Source organism: Alteripontixanthobacter muriae (assembly GCF_013336795.1).
Taxonomy (GTDB): domain Bacteria; phylum Pseudomonadota; class Alphaproteobacteria; order Sphingomonadales; family Sphingomonadaceae; genus Pseudopontixanthobacter; species Pseudopontixanthobacter muriae.
This window is the reverse complement of sequence record NZ_JAAFZT010000035.1, coordinates 26,721-50,081: the sequence shown is the minus strand read 5'-3', so window position 1 is coordinate 50,081 and position 23,361 is coordinate 26,721. Positions and strand designations below refer to the sequence as shown.

The 23,361-nt window shown below is 58.1% G+C and carries 19 protein-coding genes and 1 tRNA gene; 16 read left to right on the top strand and 4 right to left on the bottom strand.

Annotation, left to right across the window (positions count from 1 at the left end):
- Positions 1–234 precede the first annotated feature (234 nt).
- The 6 genes from petA (at position 235) to G7A66_RS10135 (ending at position 6,196) form a co-directional block, all read left to right on the top strand.
- The gene (gene petA, locus G7A66_RS10160) at positions 235–822 is read left to right on the top strand and encodes a ubiquinol-cytochrome c reductase iron-sulfur subunit (protein ID WP_174295573.1); all 588 of its coding nucleotides are present in this window, start codon (positions 235–237) and stop codon (positions 820–822) included.
- A gap of 14 nt (positions 823–836) precedes the next feature.
- Positions 837–2,132, top strand: coding sequence for a cytochrome b (locus G7A66_RS10155; RefSeq protein WP_174295572.1), 1,296 nt, complete (start codon positions 837–839; stop codon positions 2,130–2,132).
- A gap of 28 nt (positions 2,133–2,160) precedes the next feature.
- Positions 2,161–3,009, top strand: a complete 849-nt coding sequence (locus G7A66_RS10150; protein ID WP_174295571.1) for a cytochrome c1 — start codon at positions 2,161–2,163, stop codon at positions 3,007–3,009.
- 19 nt (positions 3,010–3,028) lie between these two features.
- Positions 3,029–3,565 carry an adenine phosphoribosyltransferase gene (locus G7A66_RS10145; RefSeq protein ID WP_174295570.1) on the top strand — a complete coding sequence of 179 codons (537 nt, stop codon included), beginning with the start codon at positions 3,029–3,031 and terminating at the stop codon, positions 3,563–3,565.
- Positions 3,566–3,664: 99 nt separating this feature from the next.
- A complete protein-coding gene (locus G7A66_RS10140; RefSeq protein WP_174295569.1) occupies positions 3,665–5,512 on the top strand; it encodes a cation:proton antiporter in 1,848 nt (615 codons plus the stop codon).
- 72 nt (positions 5,513–5,584) lie between these two features.
- Positions 5,585–6,196, top strand: a complete 612-nt coding sequence (locus G7A66_RS10135; RefSeq protein ID WP_174295568.1) for an OmpA family protein — start codon at positions 5,585–5,587, stop codon at positions 6,194–6,196.
- On the opposite strand, the gene G7A66_RS10130 is transcribed toward G7A66_RS10135, so the two are convergent.
- Genes G7A66_RS10130 through cysD form a run of 3 tightly spaced genes read right to left on the bottom strand, consistent with a single transcriptional unit; the run spans position 6,189 to position 9,879 of the window.
- Positions 6,189–6,950, bottom strand: a complete 762-nt coding sequence (locus G7A66_RS10130) for a 3'(2'),5'-bisphosphate nucleotidase CysQ (RefSeq protein ID WP_174295981.1) — start codon at positions 6,948–6,950, stop codon at positions 6,189–6,191. The two genes, G7A66_RS10135 and G7A66_RS10130, sit on opposite strands and share 8 nt — an antisense overlap.
- 20 nt (positions 6,951–6,970) lie before the next feature.
- A complete protein-coding gene (gene cysN, locus G7A66_RS10125; protein ID WP_174295567.1) occupies positions 6,971–8,923 on the bottom strand; it encodes a sulfate adenylyltransferase subunit CysN in 1,953 nt (650 codons plus the stop codon).
- Positions 8,923–9,879: a sulfate adenylyltransferase subunit CysD gene (gene cysD / locus G7A66_RS10120; protein WP_174295566.1), complete on the bottom strand. Its 957-nt coding sequence runs from the start codon at positions 9,877–9,879 to the stop codon at positions 8,923–8,925. Before cysD ends, cysN begins: the two co-directional genes overlap by 1 nt.
- A 111-nt stretch (positions 9,880–9,990) precedes the next feature.
- On the opposite strand from cysD, the gene G7A66_RS10115 reads away from it, so the two are divergent.
- The 6 genes from G7A66_RS10115 to G7A66_RS10095 all read left to right on the top strand — a co-directional run bounded on the left by G7A66_RS10115 (position 9,991) and on the right by G7A66_RS10095 (position 16,963).
- Positions 9,991–10,064 (top strand) — tRNA-Gly (locus G7A66_RS10115).
- Between the two features lie 46 nt (positions 10,065–10,110).
- Positions 10,111–10,290 (top strand): DUF6538 domain-containing protein, encoded by a 180-nt coding sequence (locus G7A66_RS14640; protein WP_408609257.1) that lies wholly within the window; start codon positions 10,111–10,113, stop codon positions 10,288–10,290.
- A gap of 694 nt (positions 10,291–10,984) precedes the next feature.
- Positions 10,985–12,964: a polysaccharide biosynthesis protein gene (locus G7A66_RS10110; RefSeq protein ID WP_174295565.1), complete on the top strand. Its 1,980-nt coding sequence runs from the start codon at positions 10,985–10,987 to the stop codon at positions 12,962–12,964.
- Between the two features lie 471 nt (positions 12,965–13,435).
- Positions 13,436–14,140: a phytanoyl-CoA dioxygenase family protein gene (locus tag G7A66_RS10105; protein ID WP_174295564.1), complete on the top strand. Its 705-nt coding sequence runs from the start codon at positions 13,436–13,438 to the stop codon at positions 14,138–14,140.
- 29 nt (positions 14,141–14,169) lie between these two features.
- Positions 14,170–15,501, top strand: a complete 1,332-nt coding sequence (locus G7A66_RS10100; protein ID WP_174295563.1) for a hypothetical protein — start codon at positions 14,170–14,172, stop codon at positions 15,499–15,501.
- A gap of 271 nt (positions 15,502–15,772) precedes the next feature.
- A complete protein-coding gene (locus G7A66_RS10095; protein WP_206675166.1) occupies positions 15,773–16,963 on the top strand; it encodes a hypothetical protein in 1,191 nt (396 codons plus the stop codon).
- Here the strand turns inward: G7A66_RS10095 and G7A66_RS10090 are convergent.
- Positions 16,960–18,147, bottom strand: a complete 1,188-nt coding sequence (locus G7A66_RS10090) for a hypothetical protein (protein WP_174295561.1) — start codon at positions 18,145–18,147, stop codon at positions 16,960–16,962. The genes G7A66_RS10095 and G7A66_RS10090 overlap by 4 nt on opposite strands.
- A gap of 790 nt (positions 18,148–18,937) precedes the next feature.
- Between G7A66_RS10090 and pseB the strand changes: the two genes are divergently transcribed.
- The 4 genes from pseB to pseG are packed head-to-tail and all read left to right on the top strand — an operon-like array spanning position 18,938 to position 23,328.
- On the top strand, positions 18,938–19,948 hold the full coding sequence (gene pseB, locus G7A66_RS10085; protein ID WP_174295560.1) for a UDP-N-acetylglucosamine 4,6-dehydratase (inverting): 1,011 nt from the start codon (positions 18,938–18,940) through the stop codon (positions 19,946–19,948).
- Between the two features lie 24 nt (positions 19,949–19,972).
- Positions 19,973–21,136 carry a UDP-4-amino-4,6-dideoxy-N-acetyl-beta-L-altrosamine transaminase gene (gene pseC, locus G7A66_RS10080; RefSeq protein ID WP_174295559.1) on the top strand — a complete coding sequence of 388 codons (1,164 nt, stop codon included), beginning with the start codon at positions 19,973–19,975 and terminating at the stop codon, positions 21,134–21,136.
- Between the two features lies 1 nt (position 21,137).
- Positions 21,138–21,830 (top strand): pseudaminic acid cytidylyltransferase, encoded by a 693-nt coding sequence (gene pseF, locus G7A66_RS10075; protein WP_174295558.1) that lies wholly within the window; start codon positions 21,138–21,140, stop codon positions 21,828–21,830.
- A gap of 4 nt (positions 21,831–21,834) precedes the next feature.
- Positions 21,835–23,328: a UDP-2,4-diacetamido-2,4,6-trideoxy-beta-L-altropyranose hydrolase gene (pseG, locus tag G7A66_RS10070; protein WP_174295557.1), complete on the top strand. Its 1,494-nt coding sequence runs from the start codon at positions 21,835–21,837 to the stop codon at positions 23,326–23,328.
- Positions 23,329–23,361 lie beyond the last annotated feature (33 nt).

The following is a 23,361-nucleotide window of genomic DNA, read 5'->3' as shown; positions in this document are numbered from 1 at the left end:
CGAAGCCGTAGCGGAAGGCTGGGATCCAGCATCCGGTCTCACCACAATTTTGCCAAGAATCCGGTTGGCACCGGGCGCTTTTGTCACTATCAGCGCGGCAAAACCGGTATTGAAAGCCTCGCCTTTACAGGCGGCTTGGCGATCCGGCGTACCAGGGTTCCCGGGTGCGAAGACACCGTGAAAATCAACGCGAACCGCCGCACGATCGGGTCGCGGCAGGCAAGGCAAGGGCTGATGGCTGACACAACCGGTACCGCGACGACCGAAATTCCGGTCAGGCAAATCGATGACACGGCGGATGACGGTGTGCGTCGCCGCGATTTCATCAATATCGCGGCCGTCAGCGCTGGCGGCGTCGGCGCCGTGTTCGTTCTGTACCCGCTGATCAGCCAGATGGCCCCTTCCGAAGACGTTCTCGCCGAAGCGGTGACCGAAGTCGACGTTTCCGCAATCGAACCCGGGCAGGCCATCAAGGCCGTATTCCGCAAGCAGCCGCTTTTCGTGCGCCGCCTGACTGCCGCGGAAATCGCAGAAGCGCAGGCTGTTCCCGCTGGTTCTCTGCGTGACCCCGAGACATTGGACGAACGGACCCGGGAAGGGCATCTCGACATGCTCGTCACCATGGGCGTTTGCACCCACCTCGGCTGTGTGCCGCTGGGTGCCGCTGAGGGTGAGAACAAGGGTGAATATGGCGGCTATTTCTGCCCGTGCCACGGGTCGCATTACGACACGGCGGGACGCATTCGGAAAGGTCCGGCTCCGACCAACCTGCTGGTTCCGGAATATGAATTCACGACCGACACGACGATCACCGTGGGCTGAGGAAAGATAGCGACATGAGTTTCCCCTGGGCGCAAGCTTACGAACCCAAGACCGGCCTGACCAAGTTCCTGGACGAAAGGCTGCCGCTGCCGCGCTTCGTCTACAATGCGGTCGGTGCGGGCTATCCGGTGCCGCGCAACCTCAACTACATGTGGAATTTCGGCGTGCTCGCCGGTTTCGCGCTGATGTTGCAGATCGTCACCGGCATCGTTCTTGCCATGCACTATGCGCCGAACGCTCTTGTCGCTTTCGCCACGACCGAACACATCATGCGCGACGTCAACTGGGGCTGGATGATGCGTTACGCGCATGCCAACGGCGCCAGCTTCTTCTTTGTCGTCATCTACTTGCATATCTTCCGCGGGTTGTTCTATTCCTCCTACAAGGCCCCGCGCGAGATGATCTGGCTGCTGGGCGTCGTCATCTTCCTGCTGATGATGGCGACCGCTTTCATGGGCTATGTCCTTCCCTGGGGTCAGATGAGCTTCTGGGGCGCCAAGGTCATCACCGGCCTTTTCGGGGCCATCCCGCTGGTAGGTGAGCCGCTTCAAATCTGGCTGCTGGGTGGTTTTGCGCCTGACAATGCCGCTCTGAACCGCTTCTTCAGCCTCCATTTCCTGATGCCCTTCGTCATTGCCGGTGTGGTCATCCTGCACATCTGGGCGCTGCATATCCCCGGTTCCTCCAACCCCACCGGAGTGGAGATCAAGGGAGAGAGCGACACCGTGCCGTTCCACCCGTATTACACCGCCAAGGATGGTTTCGGACTGGGCATCTTCCTGCTGGTCCTCATGACGTTCGTGTTCTTCCTGCCGAATTTCCTCGGCCACCCTGACAATTATATCGAGGCGAACCCGCTCTCGACCCCGGCGCATATCGTTCCCGAATGGTATTTCTGGCCGTTCTACGCCATTCTGCGGGCCTTCACGCAGGACATCTTCTTCATTCCTGCGAAGCTGCTGGGCGTGCTTGCGATGTTTGCGTCGATCCTGGTCTGGTTCTTCCTGCCCTGGCTGGACAAGAGCCCGGTACGGTCCGGCCATTATCGTCCGCTGTTCCGCAAGTTCTTCTGGTTCGGCCTGATCCCGACGATGCTGGTGCTGTTCTATTGCGGTGGTGCTCCGGCAGAAGAGCCCTTCGTGATGCTGAGCCAGATCGCGACCGCTTATTACTTCCTGCATTTCCTGGTGATCCTGCCGATCATCTCATCGATCGAGAAGCCGCAGCCGCTGCCCTATTCGATTACCGAGGCTGTGCTGGGCTCCGACAAGAAACCCGTGCTGGGCGAAAACGCCTCGCCCGCGGTGTGACGAACGCAGGAATTGGAAAGCTACTGACATGATCCGCATTATCGGTATCCTCGCCGGCCTGTTCTTTGCCCTGGGCGTGCTGTGGTCCTTCGTGACCGGTGCCTTCACCGCCGCGACCGAAGGCTTCGGCGAAGAAACCGCCGAACACGCGTTCCATGAACATCCACTCGACCTTGAACTGTCGAGCGACGGTCCGCTAGGCACGTGGGACGTTCCGCAGCTGCAGCGCGGTTTCAAGGTCTATCAGGAAGTCTGTTCCGCCTGCCACGGCCTGCAGTATGTCGCTTTCCGCGATCTTGCCGACCTCGAATATACCGAGGCCGAGATCAAGGCGATTGCGGCGCAGTTCCAGGTCCCCGGCATCGATCCCGATACCGGTGAATCGGTCCTTCGGGCGGCAACGCCGACCGACTACATTCCTTCGCCTTACCCCAATGCCGTTGCTGCTGCGGCTGCCAACAACAACGCGATTCCTCCCGATCTTTCTCTGATCACCAAGGCGCGGCATGATGGGTCGGCCTATGTCTATTCGCTTCTGGTTGGTTACAGCGCGATCCCAGAGGAACTGAAGGCGGAGTTTCCCGACTTCTCCACGCCGCCAGGACTGTATTACAACCGCTACTTCCCGAACCTGAACCTCGCCATGGCTCCACCGCTGACGTCTGATGGTCAGGTGACCTACGAAGGCGGCTCCCCCACGATCGCGCAGATGTCCGAGGATGTTGCCGCGTTCCTGACCTGGACCGCAGAACCGACGATGGCTGAACGCAAGGCGGTAGGCTGGCCGGTGCTTGGCTTCCTGCTGTTCGCCACAATTCTCGCCTGGCTGGCGAAAAAGCAGATCTGGTCCTCGATCAAACCTAGCCGGAAGGACTGACCGCATTTCTGCCGCGCGGATGAGCCTTGCCGATTTGAAGGCGTTCATCCGTACGGTGCCCGACTTTCCGGTGAGCGGCGTCAAGTTCCGCGATATCACGACGCTGATTGCTGATGGTGCTGGCCTTTCCAGCGCCATCAGGCATTTGGCTGAACGTCTGACCGGGCACTCTGTAACCGCGATTGCCGGCATGGAAGCCCGCGGTTTCATCTTCGGTGCCGCTGTCGCCGCCGAACTCGGGATCGGGTTTCTGCCGGTTCGCAAACCGGGAAAGTTGCCCGGTCGCACAATTTCGGTTGCCTATGCTCTCGAATATGGTGACGACCGGCTCGAGCTGGACCCTGACACCATCCGCCAGGGCTCGCGAGTTGCAATCGTCGATGATCTCATCGCGACAGGAGGCACGGCGCTGGCCGCGACCGCCCTTCTGCGTAAAGCAGGTGCAATCGTCGACCGTGCCGAATTCGTCATCGACCTTCCCCATCTTGGCGGTGCCAGCCAGCTGCGAGAGGCTGGCGTGAATGTTGACGCGCTCGTAAGTTTCGCAGGCGATTGACAGCGAGGTGGCCGGCACAAGGCTGCGGATGAAGCCTCTGATGCGATCCGCGACAGCCAGTCTTTGCCCTGAGCAGATTTCCCGCCTAGAACGCTGACCATGGAAGAACAGGCACTTGTCATCGCCCTAATCGGCGTTTTGGGGATTGGGGCGCAGTGGATTGCCTGGCGGACGGGTTGGCCGGCCATCGTGCTGATGCTTGCCGCCGGGTTCCTGGCCGGGCCGGTGCTGCATCTCTTCAATCCTGAAGAGATTTTCGGTGATCTCCTTGAACCCATGATCGGCATCGGCGTCGCGCTGATCCTGTTCGAAGGCGGGCTCAGCCTTGACCTGCGCGAATTGAAACATTCGGGCGATTCGGTCTGGCGGCTTGCCACGGTGGGCGTGATCATCGGCTGGGTTCTGGGCGCGGGCGCCGGTTATTACATTGCCGGGCTCGTCTGGCCGGTCGCCATCCTGTTTGGCGGCATTCTGGTGGTGACCGGACCTACCGTCGTCCTGCCCCTGCTTCGCCAATCCAGCGTGCAGGCACGGCCCGCATCGGTGCTGAAGTGGGAATCCATTGTCAATGACCCGACCGGGGCCTTGCTGGCGGTGATCGCCTATGAATATTTCCGCCTGTCCGCAGATGGCGCGACCGTCTTCGAAGTGGTTCCTCCGCTGCTGATTGCGGCGGTCATCTCCGGCCTGATCGGCTATGCCGCGGCGTGGGTAATTGCCTTTACCTTCCCGCGCGGAACCGTACCCGAATATCTGAAGGTCCCGGTCCTGTTCACCACGGTGATCGGCGTGTTCGTGCTCTCCAACCAGATCGAGCACGAAGCTGGCCTCGTTGCCGTGACGGTCATGGGTGTGGCGCTGGCCAACATGAATGTCTCCAGCTTGCGCTCAATTCATCCTTTCAAGGAAAACATCGCCGTCCTGCTCGTCTCGGGCATCTTCATATTGCTGTCGGCCTCGCTCGAGGTTGAGGAACTGTCATACCTCAACTGGCGGTTCGGGCTGTTCCTGATCGCGCTCCTGTTCATCGTCAGGCCCGTCACGGTTCTCCTGAGCTTGCTCGGCACGTCGATGCCGTGGAACGAGCGTCTTTTCGTCGCCTGGATCGCGCCCCGCGGGATCGTGCTTGTCGCGATTTCCGGTCTGTTCGCCCTTCGGCTCAGCGAGCTGGGCTATGCCGATGGCAACGTCCTTATCGGGCTCAGTTTCGCCGTGGTGGTGGTCACGATTGTCGCACACGGTTTCACCATCGATACGGTTGCGCGCTGGCTGAAGATCAAGGGCAACGAACGTCCCGGGTTGCTCATCGTCGGATCAAACTCCTGGACCATCGCGCTGGCCGAACAGATGCACGAATTGAAAACGCCGGTGATGATCGTGGATTCGAGTTGGCAGCGGCTCGCACCCGCGCGGCAGAAGGGCCTGCCCTTCTATCACGGCGAGATCCTGAACGAGGCAACCGAACATAATCTCGACCTGAACCCCTTTCAGGTGCTGGTCGCCGCAACCGAGAACGAGGCCTACAACGCGCTGGTCTGCAACGAATTCGCTTACGAGATTGGCCGAGATTCCGTCTACCAGCTTGGCGAGGTGAACGAGGCGGACCCACGTGCGCTCCCCGAGAGCCTCAGGGGACGTGCACTGTTCGAATCTGGCTTCGGGGTGGAAGACGTCAACGAGCGCCAAGGGGAAGGGTGGATCTTCCGCAAGACGAAGCTGTCGGAGCAGTTCGATTTCGATGATGCCCAGGAAAAGCTGCCCGACACTGCACATATGCTGCTGCTGCTGCGCGAAAGTGGCAGGATGCGCTTCTTTACGCATGCATCCCGCCCCGACCCGAGCGCTGGCGACATCATACTGAGCTATACTCCGCCGGTGACGCGCACTGCAGAAGAAAAAGCGGCGAAGAAAGCCGCAAGACGAGGAGCCAAGCCGCAGCCGACCTGATCAGGCGGCAGGCGGATAATGAGAGCGGGCTGAATTTGCCTGTTCGGCTCGACAGGAAGGAAGGAATTTTCGATGATGCGTTGGGGAACGGCCTTGATAGCTTCGATGGCGCTGACCGCGTGCGACAACGACACGGTGGCTCCGGAGCCCGAAGAAACGGCAATTGCCGAACAGCAGGGCGCGGCGCCGACGACCTCGATCATCCGACCCGACGTGGAAGTCGTTCGAGAAGAGCCGGCGATGCAGGATCTGAAGGCGGTGATCCCGTTTTCGGAAGGTGGTGCCGAGCTAAGTCAGGCAGCAGAGGCCCGATTGGCGGAAGTGCTCGAGAGCCCGCAGATCGCCTTCGGTGGGCCGATCGTCCTGCGCGGTCACAGCGATGCGGTCGGCCGCGACGAAGCCAATCTTCGTGCCTCCCGCGAAAGGGCCGAAGCGGTGCGTGAGTATCTGGTGCAGAATGGCATAGAAGAAAACCGCATTCGCGTGATCGCATTAGGGGAAATGCGGCCAATTGCCCCGAATGCGACAGAGGAAGGCGAGCCTTACGAAGAAGGCCGTGCCGCAAACCGCCGAGTGGAACTGTTCGTCGATTTACCGGAAGGTCCTCCGGCAGAGCCGGACATCGTTCCCCTGATATCGTCCGGGAACGAGGCAACGCTCGAGAGCGAAGAACCGATCAGCTAATCGGTTCTTCTTCCGCTTCCCGGGCGACAAGTGCGAGCACGCGCTCGGCATAATCCAGCCGGCAGATCAGCAGATCGGGGATCCGTGTGTCGGCATTGTTGTAGCGCATCGCCGACCCGTCGATACGTGAGCAATGCAACCCATGCGCCGCCGCCACGGCCACAGGTGCGCAATTATCCCATTCGTGCTGACCGCCGGAATGCAGGTAGATCTCCGCCTCACCGCGTACAATAGCCATGGCCTTGGCCCCTGCCGACCCCATCGGAACGCAGTCCGCTCCCAAGATTTCGGCCACGGCAGCGGCCTCAGCAGCAGGACGGGTTCGGCTGACTACCATGCGCGGGACATCGGGCAGCGGCGGCAGGACCGCCGGAAAATCCGACCGCAGCACCGGGGAGCCCGGCACACCGGGCAGAGCGACCGCGCCGATCGCGGCGCGACCGCCGATCGAGAGCGCGACATGCACGGCCCAGTCGCTTCGGCCTTCGCCGTATTCGCGTGTTCCGTCGAGTGGGTCGATGATCCAGACTCGGTCCATCCGCAACCGTTCTGGTCCATCGGCTGACTCTTCGGAAAGAATCCCATCATCGGGCCTGATATCGCGGAGTGATTCGACCAGTAGCGTGTTCGCCGCAGCATCGCCCGCATCGCCGAGTTCGCGGCCGGTCAGTCCGGTGCGTTCGCGTAATTCGAGCAGGAGCTGGCCCGCTTCGCCCGCAAGCACGGCGGCAAGCTCCGCATCCTGTGCGTCCATCGCCGCTTGGTCGCTGTCGCTCACAGTTGAGGACTCCAGATGCCCAGGACGCGTGCAGCGATAAGCTCGGCGGCCTCGTCTGGCGAAATGTTCATCGTGTCGATCATAATCTCTGCATTTTCGGGGCGTTCGTAGGGGCTGTCGATGCCGGTGAAGTTCTTCAGCTTGCCGCTCCGCGCTTTTGCGTAAAGACCTTTGGCATCCCGCCGCTCCGCTTCTTCCAGTGGCGTGTCGACGAACACCTCGCAGAACTCGCCCTCGGGCAGCATGGCGCGCACCAGATCGCGCTCGGCCCTGAATGGGCTGATGAAGGCGGTGAGGACGATCAGCCCGGCATCGGTCATCAGGCGTGTTACCTCGCCCACGCGGCGGATATTCTCGATCCGGTCTGCTTCCGTGAAGCCAAGGTCGCGGTTGAGGCCGTGGCGGACATTATCGCCATCCAGCAGGAAAGTGTGTTTGCCCGCCGCATGCAGCTTTTTCTCGACCAGATTGGCGATGGTCGATTTGCCGGAACCCGATAGCCCAGTGAACCAGAGCACCTGCGGCTTCTGCCCCTTGGCCAAAGCGCGGGTTTCCCGGTCGATATCGAGTGCTTGCCAATGCACGTTCTGTGCCCGGCGCAGCGCGAAATTGATCATCCCCGCGCCAACAGTCGCGTTGGTCAGCTTATCGATGAGGATGAAGCCGCCCAATGCCCGGTTTTCGGCATAGGGCGAGAATGTCAGCGGCCTTTCGCACTGCAGTTCGGCCACGCCAATCTCGTTCAGCTCGAAGGTCGTCGCGGCCAGCCGATCGAGCGTGTTGACGTTGATGCTGTATTTCGGCTGCTGGACGGATGCGGTGATCGTCTGCGTGCCCAGCTTCAGCCAATATCCCCGGCCCGGCATCAGCGGCTCGTCGCTGAGCCAGACAATTGAGGCATCGAATTGGTCGGCACTTTCGGGCGGATCGCCGGCGCTTGCGATAACGTCACCGCGGCTGCAATCGACCTCATCCGCCAGCACGAGGGTGACGGACTGGCCCGCAACCGCCTCCTCCAGATCGCCGCCGAAGGTCACGATCCGTTCAATGCGAGTCGTCCGTCCCGAGGGCACGATGCGCACCTCGTCGCCGGCGCGGATGGTGCCGGCAGAGATCTGACCAGCGAAACCACGGAAATCGAGATCGGGGCGGTTGACCCACTGCACGGGCATCCTGAACGGTTCGTCCTGCAGTGACGACGTACCGATGTCGACATGCTCAAGGTGCGAAATCAGGCTGGGGCCGGAGTACCAGGGAGTTTGCGGCGAGGGCGCAGAGGCGATGTTGTCGCCCCGGAAACCGCTGATCGGGATGGCGGTAAAGGCATCGATCCCGATCTTTCCGGCGAATGCCGCGTAATCGGCGCAAATCGCGTCGAAAGTGGCCTGGTCATATCCGACCAGATCCATCTTGTTCACGGCCAGCACGATGTTCCTGATGCCCAGCAGATGCGCGATATAGGAATGGCGCCGCGTCTGCGTCAGAATGCCCTTGCGCGCGTCCACCAGGATGACGGCAGCGTCCGCTGTGGATGCGCCGGTGACCATGTTGCGCGTATATTGTTCATGACCGGGCGTGTCGGCGACGATGAATTTGCGCTTTTCGGTCGAGAAGAAGCGATAGGCGACATCAATCGTGATGCCTTGCTCCCTTTCTGCCGACAGACCATCGACCAGAAGAGCGAAGTCGAGTTCCGCCCCTTGCGTCCCATGCCGGCGCGAATCGCTTTCCAAGGACGCCAGTTGATCCTCGAAGATCATCCGTGAATCGTAGAGCAGGCGGCCGATCAGGGTCGACTTTCCGTCATCCACGCTGCCACAGGTGATGAATCGAAGCAGCCCTTTCTCACGATGGCTGGCGAGATAGGCGTCGATATCCTCTGCGGCCAGGGCGTCGGTCGCGTAGGCGGAAGCCGACGTCGCGCCGGATGAAGAGTGGGGAGGCACCATCAGAAATACCCCTCCTGCTTCTTCTTTTCCATGCCGGCACCGCCCTCGTCGCGGTCGATTGCACGACCCTGTCTTTCGCTCGTGGTGGTCAGCAGCATCTCCTGCACCACTTCGCTCAATGTAGCGGCTTCGCTCTCGACCGCGCCGGTCAGCGGATAGCAACCCAGCGTACGGAAGCGGACAGATCGGATCTGCGGTTCCTCGCCGGGGCCGAGCGGAAACCGGTCGTCATCAACCATCACCAACATGCCGTCACGCTCCACCACGGGGCGCGGCGCGGCAAGGTAGAGCGGCACGATCTCGATGCTCTCGGCCATGATATATTGCCAGATATCCAGCTCGGTCCAGTTCGACAGGGGGAAAACACGGATGCTTTCGCCCTTGGCAAGACGGGTGTTGTAGAGGTTCCACAATTCGGGCCGCTGGTTTTTCGGGTCCCATCCGTGGCTGGCGGTGCGGAAGGAAAAGACGCGCTCCTTGGCGCGGGCCTTCTCCTCGTCACGCCGTGCGCCGCCGAACGCCGCATCGAAGCCGTAGTGGCCGAGCGCCTGCTTCAGCCCTTGTGTCTTCCACATGTCGGTATGCAGCGGGCCGTGATCGAAAGGATTGATGCCGCGCTGCCTGGCTTCCTCGTTATGCCAGACCCGCAGATCCATACCCGCTTGCTCGGCCACCCGGTCGCGCAAGGCGTACATCTCGCGGAACTTCCAGGTGGTGTCGACATGCAGCAGCGGGAACGGCGGCGGCGCGGGGAAGAAGGCCTTGCGCGCCAGATGCAGCATCACGGCGCTGTCCTTGCCCACGGAATAGAGCATCACAGGATTGCCGCATTCGGCCACCACTTCGCGCATGATGTGAATGCTCTCGGCCTCGAGCCGGTCGAGATGATTCAGCCGCAAGGGCGAGGGTTCGGACACCGTGACGGGCGATTTCGGATCGTGGGCAAAATGGGACATGCTGCCCGGCTAGCTAGGGTGGGGGAGGGTAAAGAGAAACAAAGAATGCGTTGCCGTGTCCAAAGCCAGTTGACGCAGCCCTGCAGTTGGTGGCAATCGCATCCGCAGCGGGCGGGTATAGCTTAGTGGTAAAGCCCTAGCCTTCCAAGCTAGTTATGCGGGTTCGATTCCCGCTACCCGCTCCAGCTTACACAGCCTTCTAAAACTGTATTGAAATTTGCCTTTAAGCAGATGGACTCGCGTGTTTGGAACACAGAAGTGGATCACAAACGGTCTGTGCGCGGACAATTTGTGAGAAGGTCAATCTATCAGATTCGAGTGCGAGTTTCGGTCGATCTTCGAGAGGCTTTCGGATGCTCTCATGTGAAGCCATCACTCCGCACCGACAGCCCTCATTGGCTGTTCGATTAAACCGGATGATCGGCAACTGACCCCATCGCCGACATCAGAATACGATCGTGAGCGGTAGCGCATGTCGCTTCCGCAAAGGCGACATGCGCGGACCAATTTTTCAACATGTCGATCGCGCGGACCAGCCAAACTCTGCACCCCGCGTCCCGGTTCGTGGTCCCATCTCCAAGGCCCTCCTGCATGATGACGGCGACACCCAAATCCCTGCGCTTCGGCAGCCTCTCTCTTTGAGCGGCAGCAAGCGCTGGTTCCATGAAAACTCGGCACGTTTCGCGCGCAGGTCATTGAAGTCTACGGCGAGGTAAATTTTCTTCGAGCTCGCAAAACCATGTCTAAGTTGCCTTTGAAGGCAGCGGATGGGCACGAATCGGCTGGAGGAGCGGTTCTTTATGCGCGATCCGGGACAGTCTCGACAAAAGAGATCACACCTCATGAAAAGTGACACAACAGATCTCGTGGATGGTTCCAATGGCTTGCGAAATTGCGTATCTCGGCCGGCGAGCCACTCGTTTTAGCGGACGAAAACGGCTTAGCTACTCCCAGATAGGGCGATCCGAACCTCCAATTTCCCGAAGGTCTCCTGCAAAAAATTTCACACCAACGATGCAGCCGATGCAGCGCGACGTCGAGCCAAACTATTGATTCCGGTCAATTCTATCGTGGGTCAGCGCTAAGAGAGAGAAAGAGTCCTTTCATGTCCGAGCTTAGAAGGCAGAACGGCACCCGTACAGAAGCGATAATCGGCCTTCTCGTCGATGCGGCGATCGCTATTGCCGCGCCCGCTACATCGTGGAGACGCGATCAAAAACGAGCGGCGGTCATTTTTGGTGATCTGTTCCTTGGCATCACAGCAGTCTGGCTCGCGTTCTCGCTTCGCTTGGAACAGTTTGCTGAGCTTTATGAGGCGACGCTGATCTTCGCAGGAGCTTTGCTTCTGTCCTGGTTCGTGACAGCGATCGTCCGGCGGACATATTACACCATCTTCCGTTATGCCGGGCGAGGCGCGATCGTTTCCTTGACGGGCACAATGCTCTGGGCTTCCATCATTCCGATCATGTTTTTTGGAGTGGTTTCCTATCCCGGCGTACCTCGAACAGTCTCCATCTTGGCGCCGTTCTTTTTTCTCGTCCTCATTTCCCTTGCACGAATCGTGGGTCGCTATGTCTTGGTCGATTTACTCAACGGCCGCGACAGCAGCGAGAAAACTCGTCGTATAATAATTTATGGCGCCGGCGGCGCTGGACAGCGCCTGGCACAGTCCATCACGGCAGAGACTGGAATGAGGCTCGTCGGTTTCATCGACGATGATGCGACTAAGCAAAGCCATCTTCTAGATGGCATGAAAGTACGTCACTCAAGTGAGATTGGAAATCTGATCCGTTCGACAGGTGCCACGGATGTCGTCCTCGCGGTAAACACCAAAAACTTTCGGAAGCGGCGCCAGATCGTGGAGCAGGTGTCGAAGTTTGAGGTCCAAGTGAGCAGCCTTCCAGCAACTCGAGAAGTCATCGAAGGTCGCATCACGGTCGATGCCTTGCGCCCCCTACAGGTCGAAGACCTTCTCGGCCGACCTCCCGTTGAACCGCGCAAAAACCTGCTCGATCGCGCTATCTTTGAAAAAGTGGTGATGGTAACAGGAGCTGGTGGATCGATCGGCAACGAATTGAGTCGCCAGATATGCACTTTACGACCCAAGGAGCTTTTGCTCGTCGAGGCGAACGAGTTTTCCTTATTCAACATAGGCCGGGAATTGACCGAATTGATCGCGGGTCTTCCCGCAGATGCCCAACCCATTTTGCGCAGCAAATTATGCAATGTCGCAGACGCAATCTCCGTAGAGCGGCTTTTTCAAGACCACAAACCTGAGACCATTTTCCACACCGCAGCCTACAAGCATGTCTCGCTGGTTCAGGATAACATCCTCACTAGCGCGCAAAACAATATCGATAGCACGCGGCACCTTGTTGCCGCAGCCTGCGAAGCTCGTACTGATCGGTTTATCCTGGTAAGTTCGGACAAGGCTGTGAGGCCGCCAAATGTGATGGGTGCGACAAAACGGATCTGTGAGATCCTATTGCAGTCCCGAGCGCGCAGTTCTCCCAACACGATCTTTGCCATGGTACGGTTTGGCAATGTTTTGGGGTCGAGCGGATCGGTAGTTCCGATCTTCCGCGAGCAGATCGCAAAGGGTGGACCGCTAACGATAACTCACCGCGATGTGACGCGCTACTTCATGACCATCCCCGAGGCAGCACAATTGGTGATTCAGGCCGGCGGCATGGCCGAGGGCGGGGAGGTGTTTGTACTCGATATGGGTAAACCGGTCAGGATATGGGATTTGGCGAAGACGATGATCAGGCTTTCAGGTGGGTCTGTGCGAGACACCACAAACCCCCATGGGGACATCGAACTAGTCGAGACCGGCCTTCGACCTGGAGAGAAGCTCTATGAAGAGCTACTGATCGGCAACGAGCCGATAAAAACCAGCCATCCATCGATAATGCGTGCTCAGGAAGCTTGCCCTACCGATCGTGAGATCGAAGAGTTCCTCGCAGATTTGGACAATAGTTTGACGCGCAATGACAGTGCTCGATGCCTCCGGGTCATTGCAAGATTTGTTCCGACGGTGCGGATTGAGGACTGCCATGAAAAGAGCCGCATGCTGACCGGGTAAAGGCGCCCTATGTACTGATCTGGCGCCATTGCGGTCCAGCCAATAACTTTCTTTTAGGAAATTAGACGGCTGACTCAGACAGTTGCGCGTACGCTAAGCACTCTTTAGCGCGAGGATGTTTGCGAACAGCCTCTGTCAGATCAGGGCCCTCAAAGTGTGAAAATCGCCTCCGGCCAAATGACATAGTGGTCTATTATGTCTGTTCATAATTCGGGAGGATTTTCGTTGCTGATGACGGAGATGAAAATCGAACTGAACCAGTATAACGGATTATATAAGTCAAGCAATCAAAGTGCGGGGCGACTCGCGACTCGCGCCTCGTAAGCCGTTGCCTGCGCGCGGCCTGCGCCTTAGGGCGAACTGCGCTCTGGACACACGCGGTGCTTTGCCGCTTCCAAAAACAGCCCCAAGTGGTTAAAGCCCGCCGCTCGGCCGGATTAATCGGGCGTCTTGTCATTTGGGACCGCAGTTATGGTTAACCTGCAGAATTTCTATGAGGAATTCGATTCACAAGCGGTCCGCCGGACCATGGCCGATGAAGGTTATTACATCTTTGACCGCCGATTGGACGACGCCAGTCTACCGATGCTGCGTTCGCAGATCGACGAGCTCGCCGAGGCCGAAGATACCGAGATTAATTATGCTGGCTCTGAGCACAGGGTTTGGAACGCGCAACGCCGCACCGCGAATTTCGCCGAATTCCAGAAACTTTCTGACTGGATCATGCCTCAAATTTACGGCGCCCCCTATCCGTCGTACACGGTGCTCGCGATCCGTAATCGTCCAGCGCCGCCACAAGCCGAGCGGATGGAAGTCCGCTGGCACCTCGACAGCTTTCGCCGCCAGCTGAAGCTGTTCGCCTTCCTCACGGACGTGACCGAAGAAACCGGGCCACTCGAAATTGTTCCCAGAACCCACAGGCCGGCGTTTAAATTAAGGGCGACGGTACCGCTCGGTCTGTATCGCGCAAGAGACATCCTCCGTTGGCGAGAACAAAAACGCTCTTGGCAGCGCATTCACGACCGTAGCATCAACAAAGTCACGGGCTGGGGCTATTCTCCCAAAGAGATGACTGTTCCCGCTGGAACGTTGCTTTTGGTTGATACCTCTGCCCTTCACCGTGCGAAGCCCTGTCTTAGCGGGGAACGTTATGCGGTCACCGTCTATCACCGTTAGTGGCGCCATTGAACATGCACCGGAAAGGTATGCTTCCTTTGCTTCATCGTAGAGATGCCGATAAGGCGACCCGATTAGCTCGCGCCATTTTAATGTTGTATGGAACAATCTATTACATCATCCCTATGCTGCTCACCGCAACCCTGGGTCAGCCTCTCGATGCCATCCTTGCGGGATCGCCTAATTATACGCTCGGATCTGCCTTTATACTAACAGTTCTGGGATTGACTTGGTTCACTTGCGGAAAAATTCGGGCGCCCTCATTCGCTTGGTTGCAGCCGTTTGCCACAGCGATTTTCGGTCGCTTTGTGATTTTAGGCGCGAGCGTCGCCTACCTACTCTTGGCTTATTGGTATTCTCAGGAACTTGGCATCTCCTTCCGGCAGACCGGTGATCGCATCGGCTCGTCGGGAGGGTTCGTAATCGTCTTTTTGTCTCTGCAGGGATACATCTTCGCCGCCTTATTGCTGACCCTTGGCATGAACGACGAACTTCAGCAGCAGGCTGGCTGGCCAATAACAACCGCACTCGCGCTAATAGTGATCGGCTCCTTACTCTCGCTTTCCGCGGCATCTGGCGTAGTCTTGGTTGCTACAAGCCTGCTGCTGCTGTTGCGCCACATCCGAGCCATCGATCTAATCGGAGCGAGCGGTATCGGACAAACTTTTCTAGCACTTACTGCGTTGGGTGTTGTTTTCATTCTCGCGCTTTTTGTTGGGATCGCAAACAAGGTCGGAGTCGAGGAGGCGATGTATATGTTCAGCAACGAGCTGGACGCGGTAATCTATCGCTTCCAGTATCGAATCTCTTGGCATTTTTTCTCAGCCTCCTTTCATCTCACTTACAATTTCGCAGATTTCAGTTTGGGCGTTCAGGCGGTTCGCGAGGTACTGAGTGCGATATCGCATCGGCTGGACGTGTTGCTCGGCAATCCCACTTATTTTAACGAGGTTGCTTCAGTGCGCCGGCTGAATTGGGAGGAGCTTTCGCTCGTAAAGCGAGAGAGAACTGGAGCTTCGCCTGGGATGGTCGCTAGCGTTTTTTTCGTACCAGGTGGTGTGTTCATGCTACCGGTCTCGATCGTAGTTTATGCACTGCTACTGTTAATGATTGCTAAGGCGGCAAGTGGACGTAAGCTCTCGATTTTTGGCCTTATCTTTCTTGTGGTTTATTACTCAGGAGTGGCCGATTCTTCGATTGACCTTCTGAACCCTCTTGACCCTGCTTTCTTGAAGCTGACATTTCTCGCTTTAGCCTGCGCGAGTTATTCTCCGGCGAGCCGATCAGCGGGTGACGAACGCGTGGAAGCGAGTCGCTATTCTACGACGACCACGAGGGCAGCGGCACAACTTGGAAGATAGGGTGGTAGATCTAAGCAATTTTCAGCAAGTCCGGCATTGAGGTGGAAATTAAATATCGGTGCTGGGTTGCGCACATATTTCGACGAACCACAAGCACCCCACTTTTGTTCTGTGCAATATCAACAACAATACGACCGGTCTCCCAAGCGACGGGCAGATTCAACATGCTTCTGAACCAAGTATGAGCAAGCTAACGAGAATCGTTTGGCTTCGCTCGCTCCGTGATCGGCAGATCTTGATTTTCACTGCTGCGCGGATTGGTGGTCTCGCCATGAAGCCGCTGATAATCTTTGTCGCTGCCTCAGCGGGCCGAGACGTATTCGCAGAAAGATATGCGTTGCTGATCAGCGCTCTGGCCTCACTGTTCGTTTTGACCGGCGGGCAGACTCACATCGATTACTATAAACGCCGTTTCGGCGCGAACACTCTCGCCATTCGGCACCATTACGAGCGCTATTTCGGCGACAGCATTATTCAATTTATTGCTGTGCTGCCGTTCGTCGCGCTTTTAGCCTGGGCTTGGACGCCAGAAACGTCGCTTATCGCACTCATAGTCGTGCTTGTTGGGATCGAGAAGTTCTTCGACGAAGACCAGCGCCACTTTCTTTTTACAAAGCAATACGGTCGATGGTCTCTGAATTTCGGTGCGCGAGTCATTGTTCCTAGCTTGATTATCCTCCCGGCGATCTGGCTCGTCACGGAGCCCTTGATCCTCATCTATGCAGGCGGTTCGGCAGTCAGTTTCGTTCTCTATCTCTTTGTTCGACGCCGACACACACGGTTTCACGTGCGCTTGTTCCGACGTCACTTAGCCTCGATCACCTCGCAAGGCCGCATGGTTTTCAAGAGGTTCTGGGTTCGCTGGCGGTCGGAATATGCTTTCAATCAGGCCTGGACGTTCACGAGCATAAACATCTATTTGATCGACCGATTTTGGGTTGCAAACGCTTCCGATTTGCGACTGGATGTCTACGTTTTTTTCGACAGCATTCTCAAGGTAGCAGTGGTCGGCCACTCCCTCTTTTACTTCACCCCTAGACGGCCGCACTTGATTAAGGCCGAGACGCAGCCGGCCGCGGAGCTTCTGCGAATTCCCAATCTTGCCCTGCCAGCTCTCCTCTGCCTTGGCGGGGTTGCCATTGCCACCGGCTTTACAGAACTGATGCCCGATTACCGTTGGATTCCATTCACGATGCTTGCAGGCATGGGTTTCTTTTATTTCCTGCAAGCGGCTTCGTTGGTAATGGTGGAGGCTGTATTTTGGCGCGCTTCAAGGCGCAAACTGCTAACGATCGACATTCTATCGATGGCTCTAATCTTCTGCCTATACCTGCTGTTACGCCCAGATCTTTGGGCTGTTCCCTGGATTGCATCAATCGGTGTAGCGGCCCGTATTGCCTTTTACCTTTTTGTCAGCCGAACGGATATGCTGTCAGATCGCGGGTGCAAATCGGCGTCCTAACGCTCCCCTTTCGGCCCTTCCGCATCGTGTAATTTGGGTGTTCCGTCGCAAACGTTGTGGGCGTCAGAGCCGCGCAGGATCGAATCCAGAACCTGAGCGATCTTCTCTTTAGCCGACCAATTAGGACTGGAAGCCGCCTCAAGTAACTCGAGCTCTCGCCCAATGACCCAGTCCCTTGGTAATCTCGGGGCTGCAAGGTCGATCTGACGAGCTAGTTTCAACTCAAAGAGCCCGTAGTAGTCCTCGGGTAAACCGCAATTTGCTTTCAGGTCTGAATCCCGAAGGATCAGCGGATAAAGTCCGATAAGGAGCGCATCGACAGCGACACCGCTGACCCCGGTTACCAGATATTTGCAGTTTTTCGCACTGTCGAACAGCGATGAGCGCGGATCAGAATAATCGGCCCCGGTCCGCCGGCAGAGTCGGCGGTGTGCCTCGAATCGGCCGCTATCGGCCGGGTGTGGACGGACCACGACCCGAGGCTGCAGATCGATCCGCAACAGTTTCTCGACGAAGCGTTCGATCTCGCCAAGATCGCGATTCAGCGCATTGGTCGCAACGATAACGCCATTCTCGCCGCTGCGGTCTTGCCAAGCCTGCACGAGATTAGAGCCACGCATTGAGCCAGTGACAATCATCTTTGCGCGGCCGGGCGGGTAGAGCCGCTTTTGAAATTCCCCATCTAGCAGCGCCACGTCTGTTTCGAGCGGAACCTGCCCGCGCCCGACGGGAGCGTGGGTCATAAAAACGGTAGTCATCCCGACTTGCCGGGCCGCCTCAACAAGTATGTTGTTGTAGACGGCAAGATTGGACAGAGTGACAAAGACTTCGGCGCCGCTCTCTTGCATAAACTTTCGTATGTCGTGATGGCTGCTGAGCGACAAAGCTAGATGATCCAACCGCATCCGCATCGACCGCCGCACATGCGGCCGCCGCTCAACCGTAAGCAAAAGCGGGAGAGCGATGAGGGCGATCCATCCCGTCATGTAGCTCTTAAACAGCTTCAGATGCGGCACGCCGGGAGTGGCGTAATTATGAAAGGTGAAAATCGCCGCACCCGGAAGGTCGGAGAAAACAGGCTCAGCGGAGCGGAAATTATTGTGGGTGCCAACGGCGACTAAAATCCGGCAGCGGGGCGGCGCTTCGGATGGTGTACGCAATTCTTTAAACGTGAAAAATATCAAGCGTGCGACACCTTCAACGAATTGAAAGCGAAAGCGCGGCCTGAACGCTACACCGCCCCAGGCATCGTTACAGGTATGCGGGTCAAGGCGATGAAATCTCGCTGCCGCGCGTCTGGCCCATCGTACTGGAGAAAACGCGAGTTTCAGGCGAACAGGCCCCAACTAGCAGGCGATATTAACTGAGCGGTTTCGGACAACCTGGGTTGACCGCGAAAAAGCTCCAGATAGGCTTCGCGAACTCCGGTCTGTCTGCAGCTCAATGCCCATATCCCTTCCAAAATGCCGCGACGCATTAGACACCGGGGCAGTCAATAAGCTCCATCGCCAAGCGGTGGATATGGCGCCTCCGTCTGGAAGGCGCTATCACGGCCGAGATGCCGCGGGCAAGCCCAGATCGAAGGATATGCCGGCTCCGAGCTTACCCAAAGCTGGGACGCTGAACCGCGAGTTCTCTGTCACGACGAACTAGATTGGGAACCCACGTACAACCATCAGTTCGCGCCGCTGCCAACTTCGACCTGTAGCCGTACCACGCAAAAATGCGTTCGATTCTGGCAGGCTCGGGCGCAGTGGCGGCCGCAGTCGCCGAGTGACTGCTTACCGCGATTTCGAATGATGCACATGAATTTCGAAACAGTCCCGTCGAATTTTCCAATTGCCCAACAGGTTGTCCAGCGAGTAAGGGCGGTGCTGATCGCAGCCCATTCCCCTATCCGAAGCCAAAGAAGCGCCAGCTCAGGGGCGGATATTTTTATATTAATATTCCGATAAATAACGAGGTCCAATATTCATGCTCGATAATAAATCCGTTCTCGTGACTGGGGGTACGGGATCGTTCGGTAAAGCCTTTATTCGAACTGTGATAGATCGTCATCCAGATATTAAGCGACTAGTCGTCTATTCAAGAGATGAATTGAAGCAGTTCGAAATGCAGCAAATTTTCTCTCCTAACGAGCATCCGGCACTGCGTTATTTTCTGGGCGATGTGCGCGACGAGGGGCGGTTGCGCAGGGCGCTTGAAGGGATCGACGTGGTCGTCCACGCCGCCGCGCTGAAGCAAGTTCCCGCGGCGGAATACAACCCTTTCGAATGCATCAAGACGAATGTGATCGGTGCGCAAAACGTCATCGAGGCCTGCCTCGACAGCGGGGTGAGCCGGGTGGTCGCCCTTTCTACTGACAAGGCGGCAGCGCCCATCAATCTTTATGGTGCCACCAAGCTTTGCAGCGACAAGCTGTTCGTGGCTGCCAACAATATAAGGGGCCCGCGTGACATCCGCTTCAGTGTGGTGCGCTACGGCAACGTTATGGGTAGTCGGGGCTCAGTGATTCCCTTCTTCCTTGCCCGCAAGGACAGTGGTAAATTGCCGATCACCGACCCGCGAATGACACGGTTCAATATCTCGCTGGATGAAGGGGTCGAGATGGTGCTGTGGTCTATCGAAAACGCGATGGGCGGCGAAGTGCTGGTTCCTAAGATCCCGTCATACCGCATAGGCGACGTCGCCACCGCGATTGCGCCCGATGCGGAACAGGAGGTGATCGGAATACGCCCCGGCGAGAAAATCCACGAGGAAATGATCACAGCAAGTGACAGTTTCAACACTGTCGACATGGGAGATTACTACGCCATCCTGCCAGGCTCCGCGGATTACACGATGGAGCAGTATTGCGAGCACCGGGGTGGTGAAATGGTCGAGCCTGGGTTTGCCTATAATAGTGGATCCAACCCCGATTTCCTAACTGTCGAACAATTGCGCGACCTGATCGAAAATCATGTCACCGGCAAAGCCATAGATTGATCTCTATTCGTACAGGAGTCGCGCATGGCTGAAGAGTTTATACCCTATAGCCGTCAGGAAATTGGTGAGAAAGATATCGCCGCGGTTGAAGAACTGCTGCGTTCCAATTTTCTGACGCAAGGCCCGGCTGGTCCGGCCTTCGAGAAAGCTTTTGCTGAAAGGCACGGCGTGGCTCACGCCGTCGCCGTTTCAAATGCCACCGCAGCGCTGCACCTCGGGTGCCGGGCGCTGGGCGTTGGGCCGGGCAGCCGCGTGTGGACCAGCCCCAACAGCTTCGTCGCTTCGGCCAATTGCGCACTGTACCTCGGTGCAAGCGTTGATTTCGTCGATATCGATCCGGTGAGTCGCAACATGTCGATCCCGGCTCTAGCCGCCAAGCTCGAGGCCGCGGATCGCAGCGGCACTTTGCCGACGGTCGTCATTCCGGTCGATTTTTCGGGTCTGCCCTGCGATTTGGCGGATCTGCGGAGCTTGGCAGATCGCTACAATTTCAAGATTCTGGAAGACGCCAGCCATGCCACGGGCGCCTCCTACAAGGGGGCCCCGATCGGTGCAGCTTATGCCGATGCAACCGTTTTCAGTTTTCATGCCGTCAAAATCGTCACCACCGCTGAAGGTGGCATGATCACCACGCCGAATGAAGCTTTGGCTGAGAAGCTGCGTCTGCTGCGCTCGCACGGCGTGACCCGCGACGAAAATCTGATGGCACACCCGAGCGAAGGCGGCTGGTATTACGAGCAGGTCGCGCTGGGCTGGAATTACAGGCTCACCGACATCCAGTCCGCCCTCGGCCTGTCGCAATTGCAGCGAGTCGACACCTGGCGCGACCTGCGGGCACGCCATGCGGATCGCTACGACCGCCTCCTTGATTCGGGGCCGTTCAAGCTGCCCATTCGCGAAGCGGACAAGGTCTCGGCTTGGCATTTGTATGCAGTCGAGTTAACCGCGGAAGCGAACATCGGTCGCGCCGAACTGTTCGCGGCGATGCGCGAAGCAAACATCGGGGTAAATGTTCATTACATGCCCATCCACTGCCAGCCCTATTACGCCGATCTCGGGTTCGCGCGGCAGGACTTCCCCAATGCCGTCCGCTATTACGAACAGGCGTTGTCGATCCCCCTGTTCCCTGCGATGACCGAGGCTGAACAAGATCGCGTCGTCGAGACCATGATGGCCCTAGCGATCTGATATGAAAATCGCCGTCATCCCCGCACGCGGGGGCAGTAAGCGAATTCCGCGCAAGAATATCAGGTCCTTCGCCGGCAAGCCGATGATCGGTTACGCCATCGAAGCGGCGCTGGCCTGTGAGGGTATTGATCGCGTGGTGGTCTCCACCGACGACGACGAGATCGCGGCCATCGCCGCCGATTTCGGTGCGGAATTGCCGTTCTGGCGACCCGCCGAGTTGGCCGACGACATCACCCCCACGGTCCCGGTGATCGCCCATGCCATCACGGCTTGCCGCGAACTGGGATGGGACGTGACCCACACCTGCTGCATTTATCCCGCTGTTCCATTCATCCGCACCGAAGACTTGAGCGAAGCATTCGCGCTGCTGGAAGAGCACGGCGGCGAAGGCTACACCTTCCCCTCTGCCGAATTCCCTTCGGCCGTCCAGCGTGCGCTGAGGCGCGATAAAAAGGGCGCTGTATCGCCTTTCAATCCCGATCATGTCGTGACCCGTACGCAGGATCTCGAACCAGCATACTACGACGCCGGGCAATTCTATTGGGCTAGAGCCGAAACCTGGCTTGAAGGCTTGAATATCCACGCCAACGGCCGCACTATCGTGCTGCCGGAATGGCTAGTAGCGGACATCGACACGCCGGAAGACTGGGAACGGGCCGAACGGCTGCAACCCTTGTTTAATGCGGACGTCTGAGCGCATGAGAGTCGCCATCCGTGTAGACGCCTCCTTGCAGATGGGCACGGGCCATCTGCACCGATCGCTGTCGCTCGCGCAGGCGCTGCGGGCCCTAGGGGCGCAGGTCCGGTTCGTTACCCGTTATCTCGGCGTTGACAGTGCGGCGATCATGCGAGAGCAACGCTTCGATGCGGTCCATGTGCTGCCTGCAAGCGAAAACCGCAAGCCGGACGATAGTATCGCGCACGCGGCCTGGGCTCAGGTGCATCAGGAGGACGACGTATACCAAACCACTGCGGAGCTGGAGGCTTTCGATCCCGATTGGGTGGTGGTGGACTCCTACAGTTTCGACGCACAGTGGCACGATAGCGTGCGGGAAGCGCTCGATTGCCGGATAGCCGTCATCGACGACCTCGCGGACCGCAATATTTCGGCCGATCTACTTATTGATCACAACCTCGATGACGATCATGACGAGAAATATGTTGGTGTTCTTAGGCGCCCCGCAAAGCTGCTAGGCGGCCCGCAATACGGCCTGCTCGCGCCTGCGTTCGCCCGAGGGGAAAAATATGAGTTTTGGTCAGAAGTGCGCGGCATCGGGATCTTCATGGGCGGCGGCGACGCGCTCAATTTCACCGAAAAGGTCTTTGAGGCGGTTGTCGCCGCCGGGTTCGAGGGTGCGCTTGAGATCGTCACAACCTCTGCCAACCCTCACCTGCCGCGCCTCCGCAAGCTCACCGCTGGGCGGTGCGACACCTCGATCAGCGTCGACCTCCCCGATCTCGTGGCGTTCTTCGCCCGGCACGATCTGCAGATCGGCGCGGGTGGCGGGGCCACTTGGGAGCGGTGCTGCATTGGCGTGCCTAGCGTGCTGATAATTACAGCGGGAAACCAAAACGTGGTCGCCCCGCAATTGGCTTCGCGCGGCATCGCGGCCACGCCTTCACAGACCACGGTCGATGCCATCGCCGCAACGATCCGCGCCCTGATCGACGATCCGGAACTCCGTCGCGAACTGGCGCGCAAGGCGCGCGAAACAGTTGATGGCAACGGCGCAAACCGGGTCGCGGTGGCCATGCTGGCAGACACTCTTACAGTCAGGCCCGCCGCTGCAGGCGATTCGGAAAACCTGTTCAACTGGCGGAACGCTCCAGAAAACCGCGTGATGATGAACAATCCCGAAGAGATGGATTGGGCAAGGCATGTCGCGTGGCTGGATCGCGTGCTGTCCGACACTGCGCGCAAGCTGTTTGTCGGCGAGGTCGGTGGGCAACCGGTCGGTTCAATCCGTTTCGATTTAGAAGAGAGTGGGGCGACAGAAGTCTCGCTTCATCTCGATCCCGGATTTCACAGCCTAGGCCTCGGTCCGCATCTGTTGGCAGCGGGAGAAGCCGCGAGCGGGGCTGATGTCTTCGTGGCGAAGGTGCTGGAAAAGAACCGCCCGTCGCAACTGCTTTTCGAACGTGGCGGATATACGCGCACTGCGCCGGAAAGCTGGCGTAAGGATACATCGTGAGCCGGTTGGCGTCGCGGCGACTGCGCGATAGGA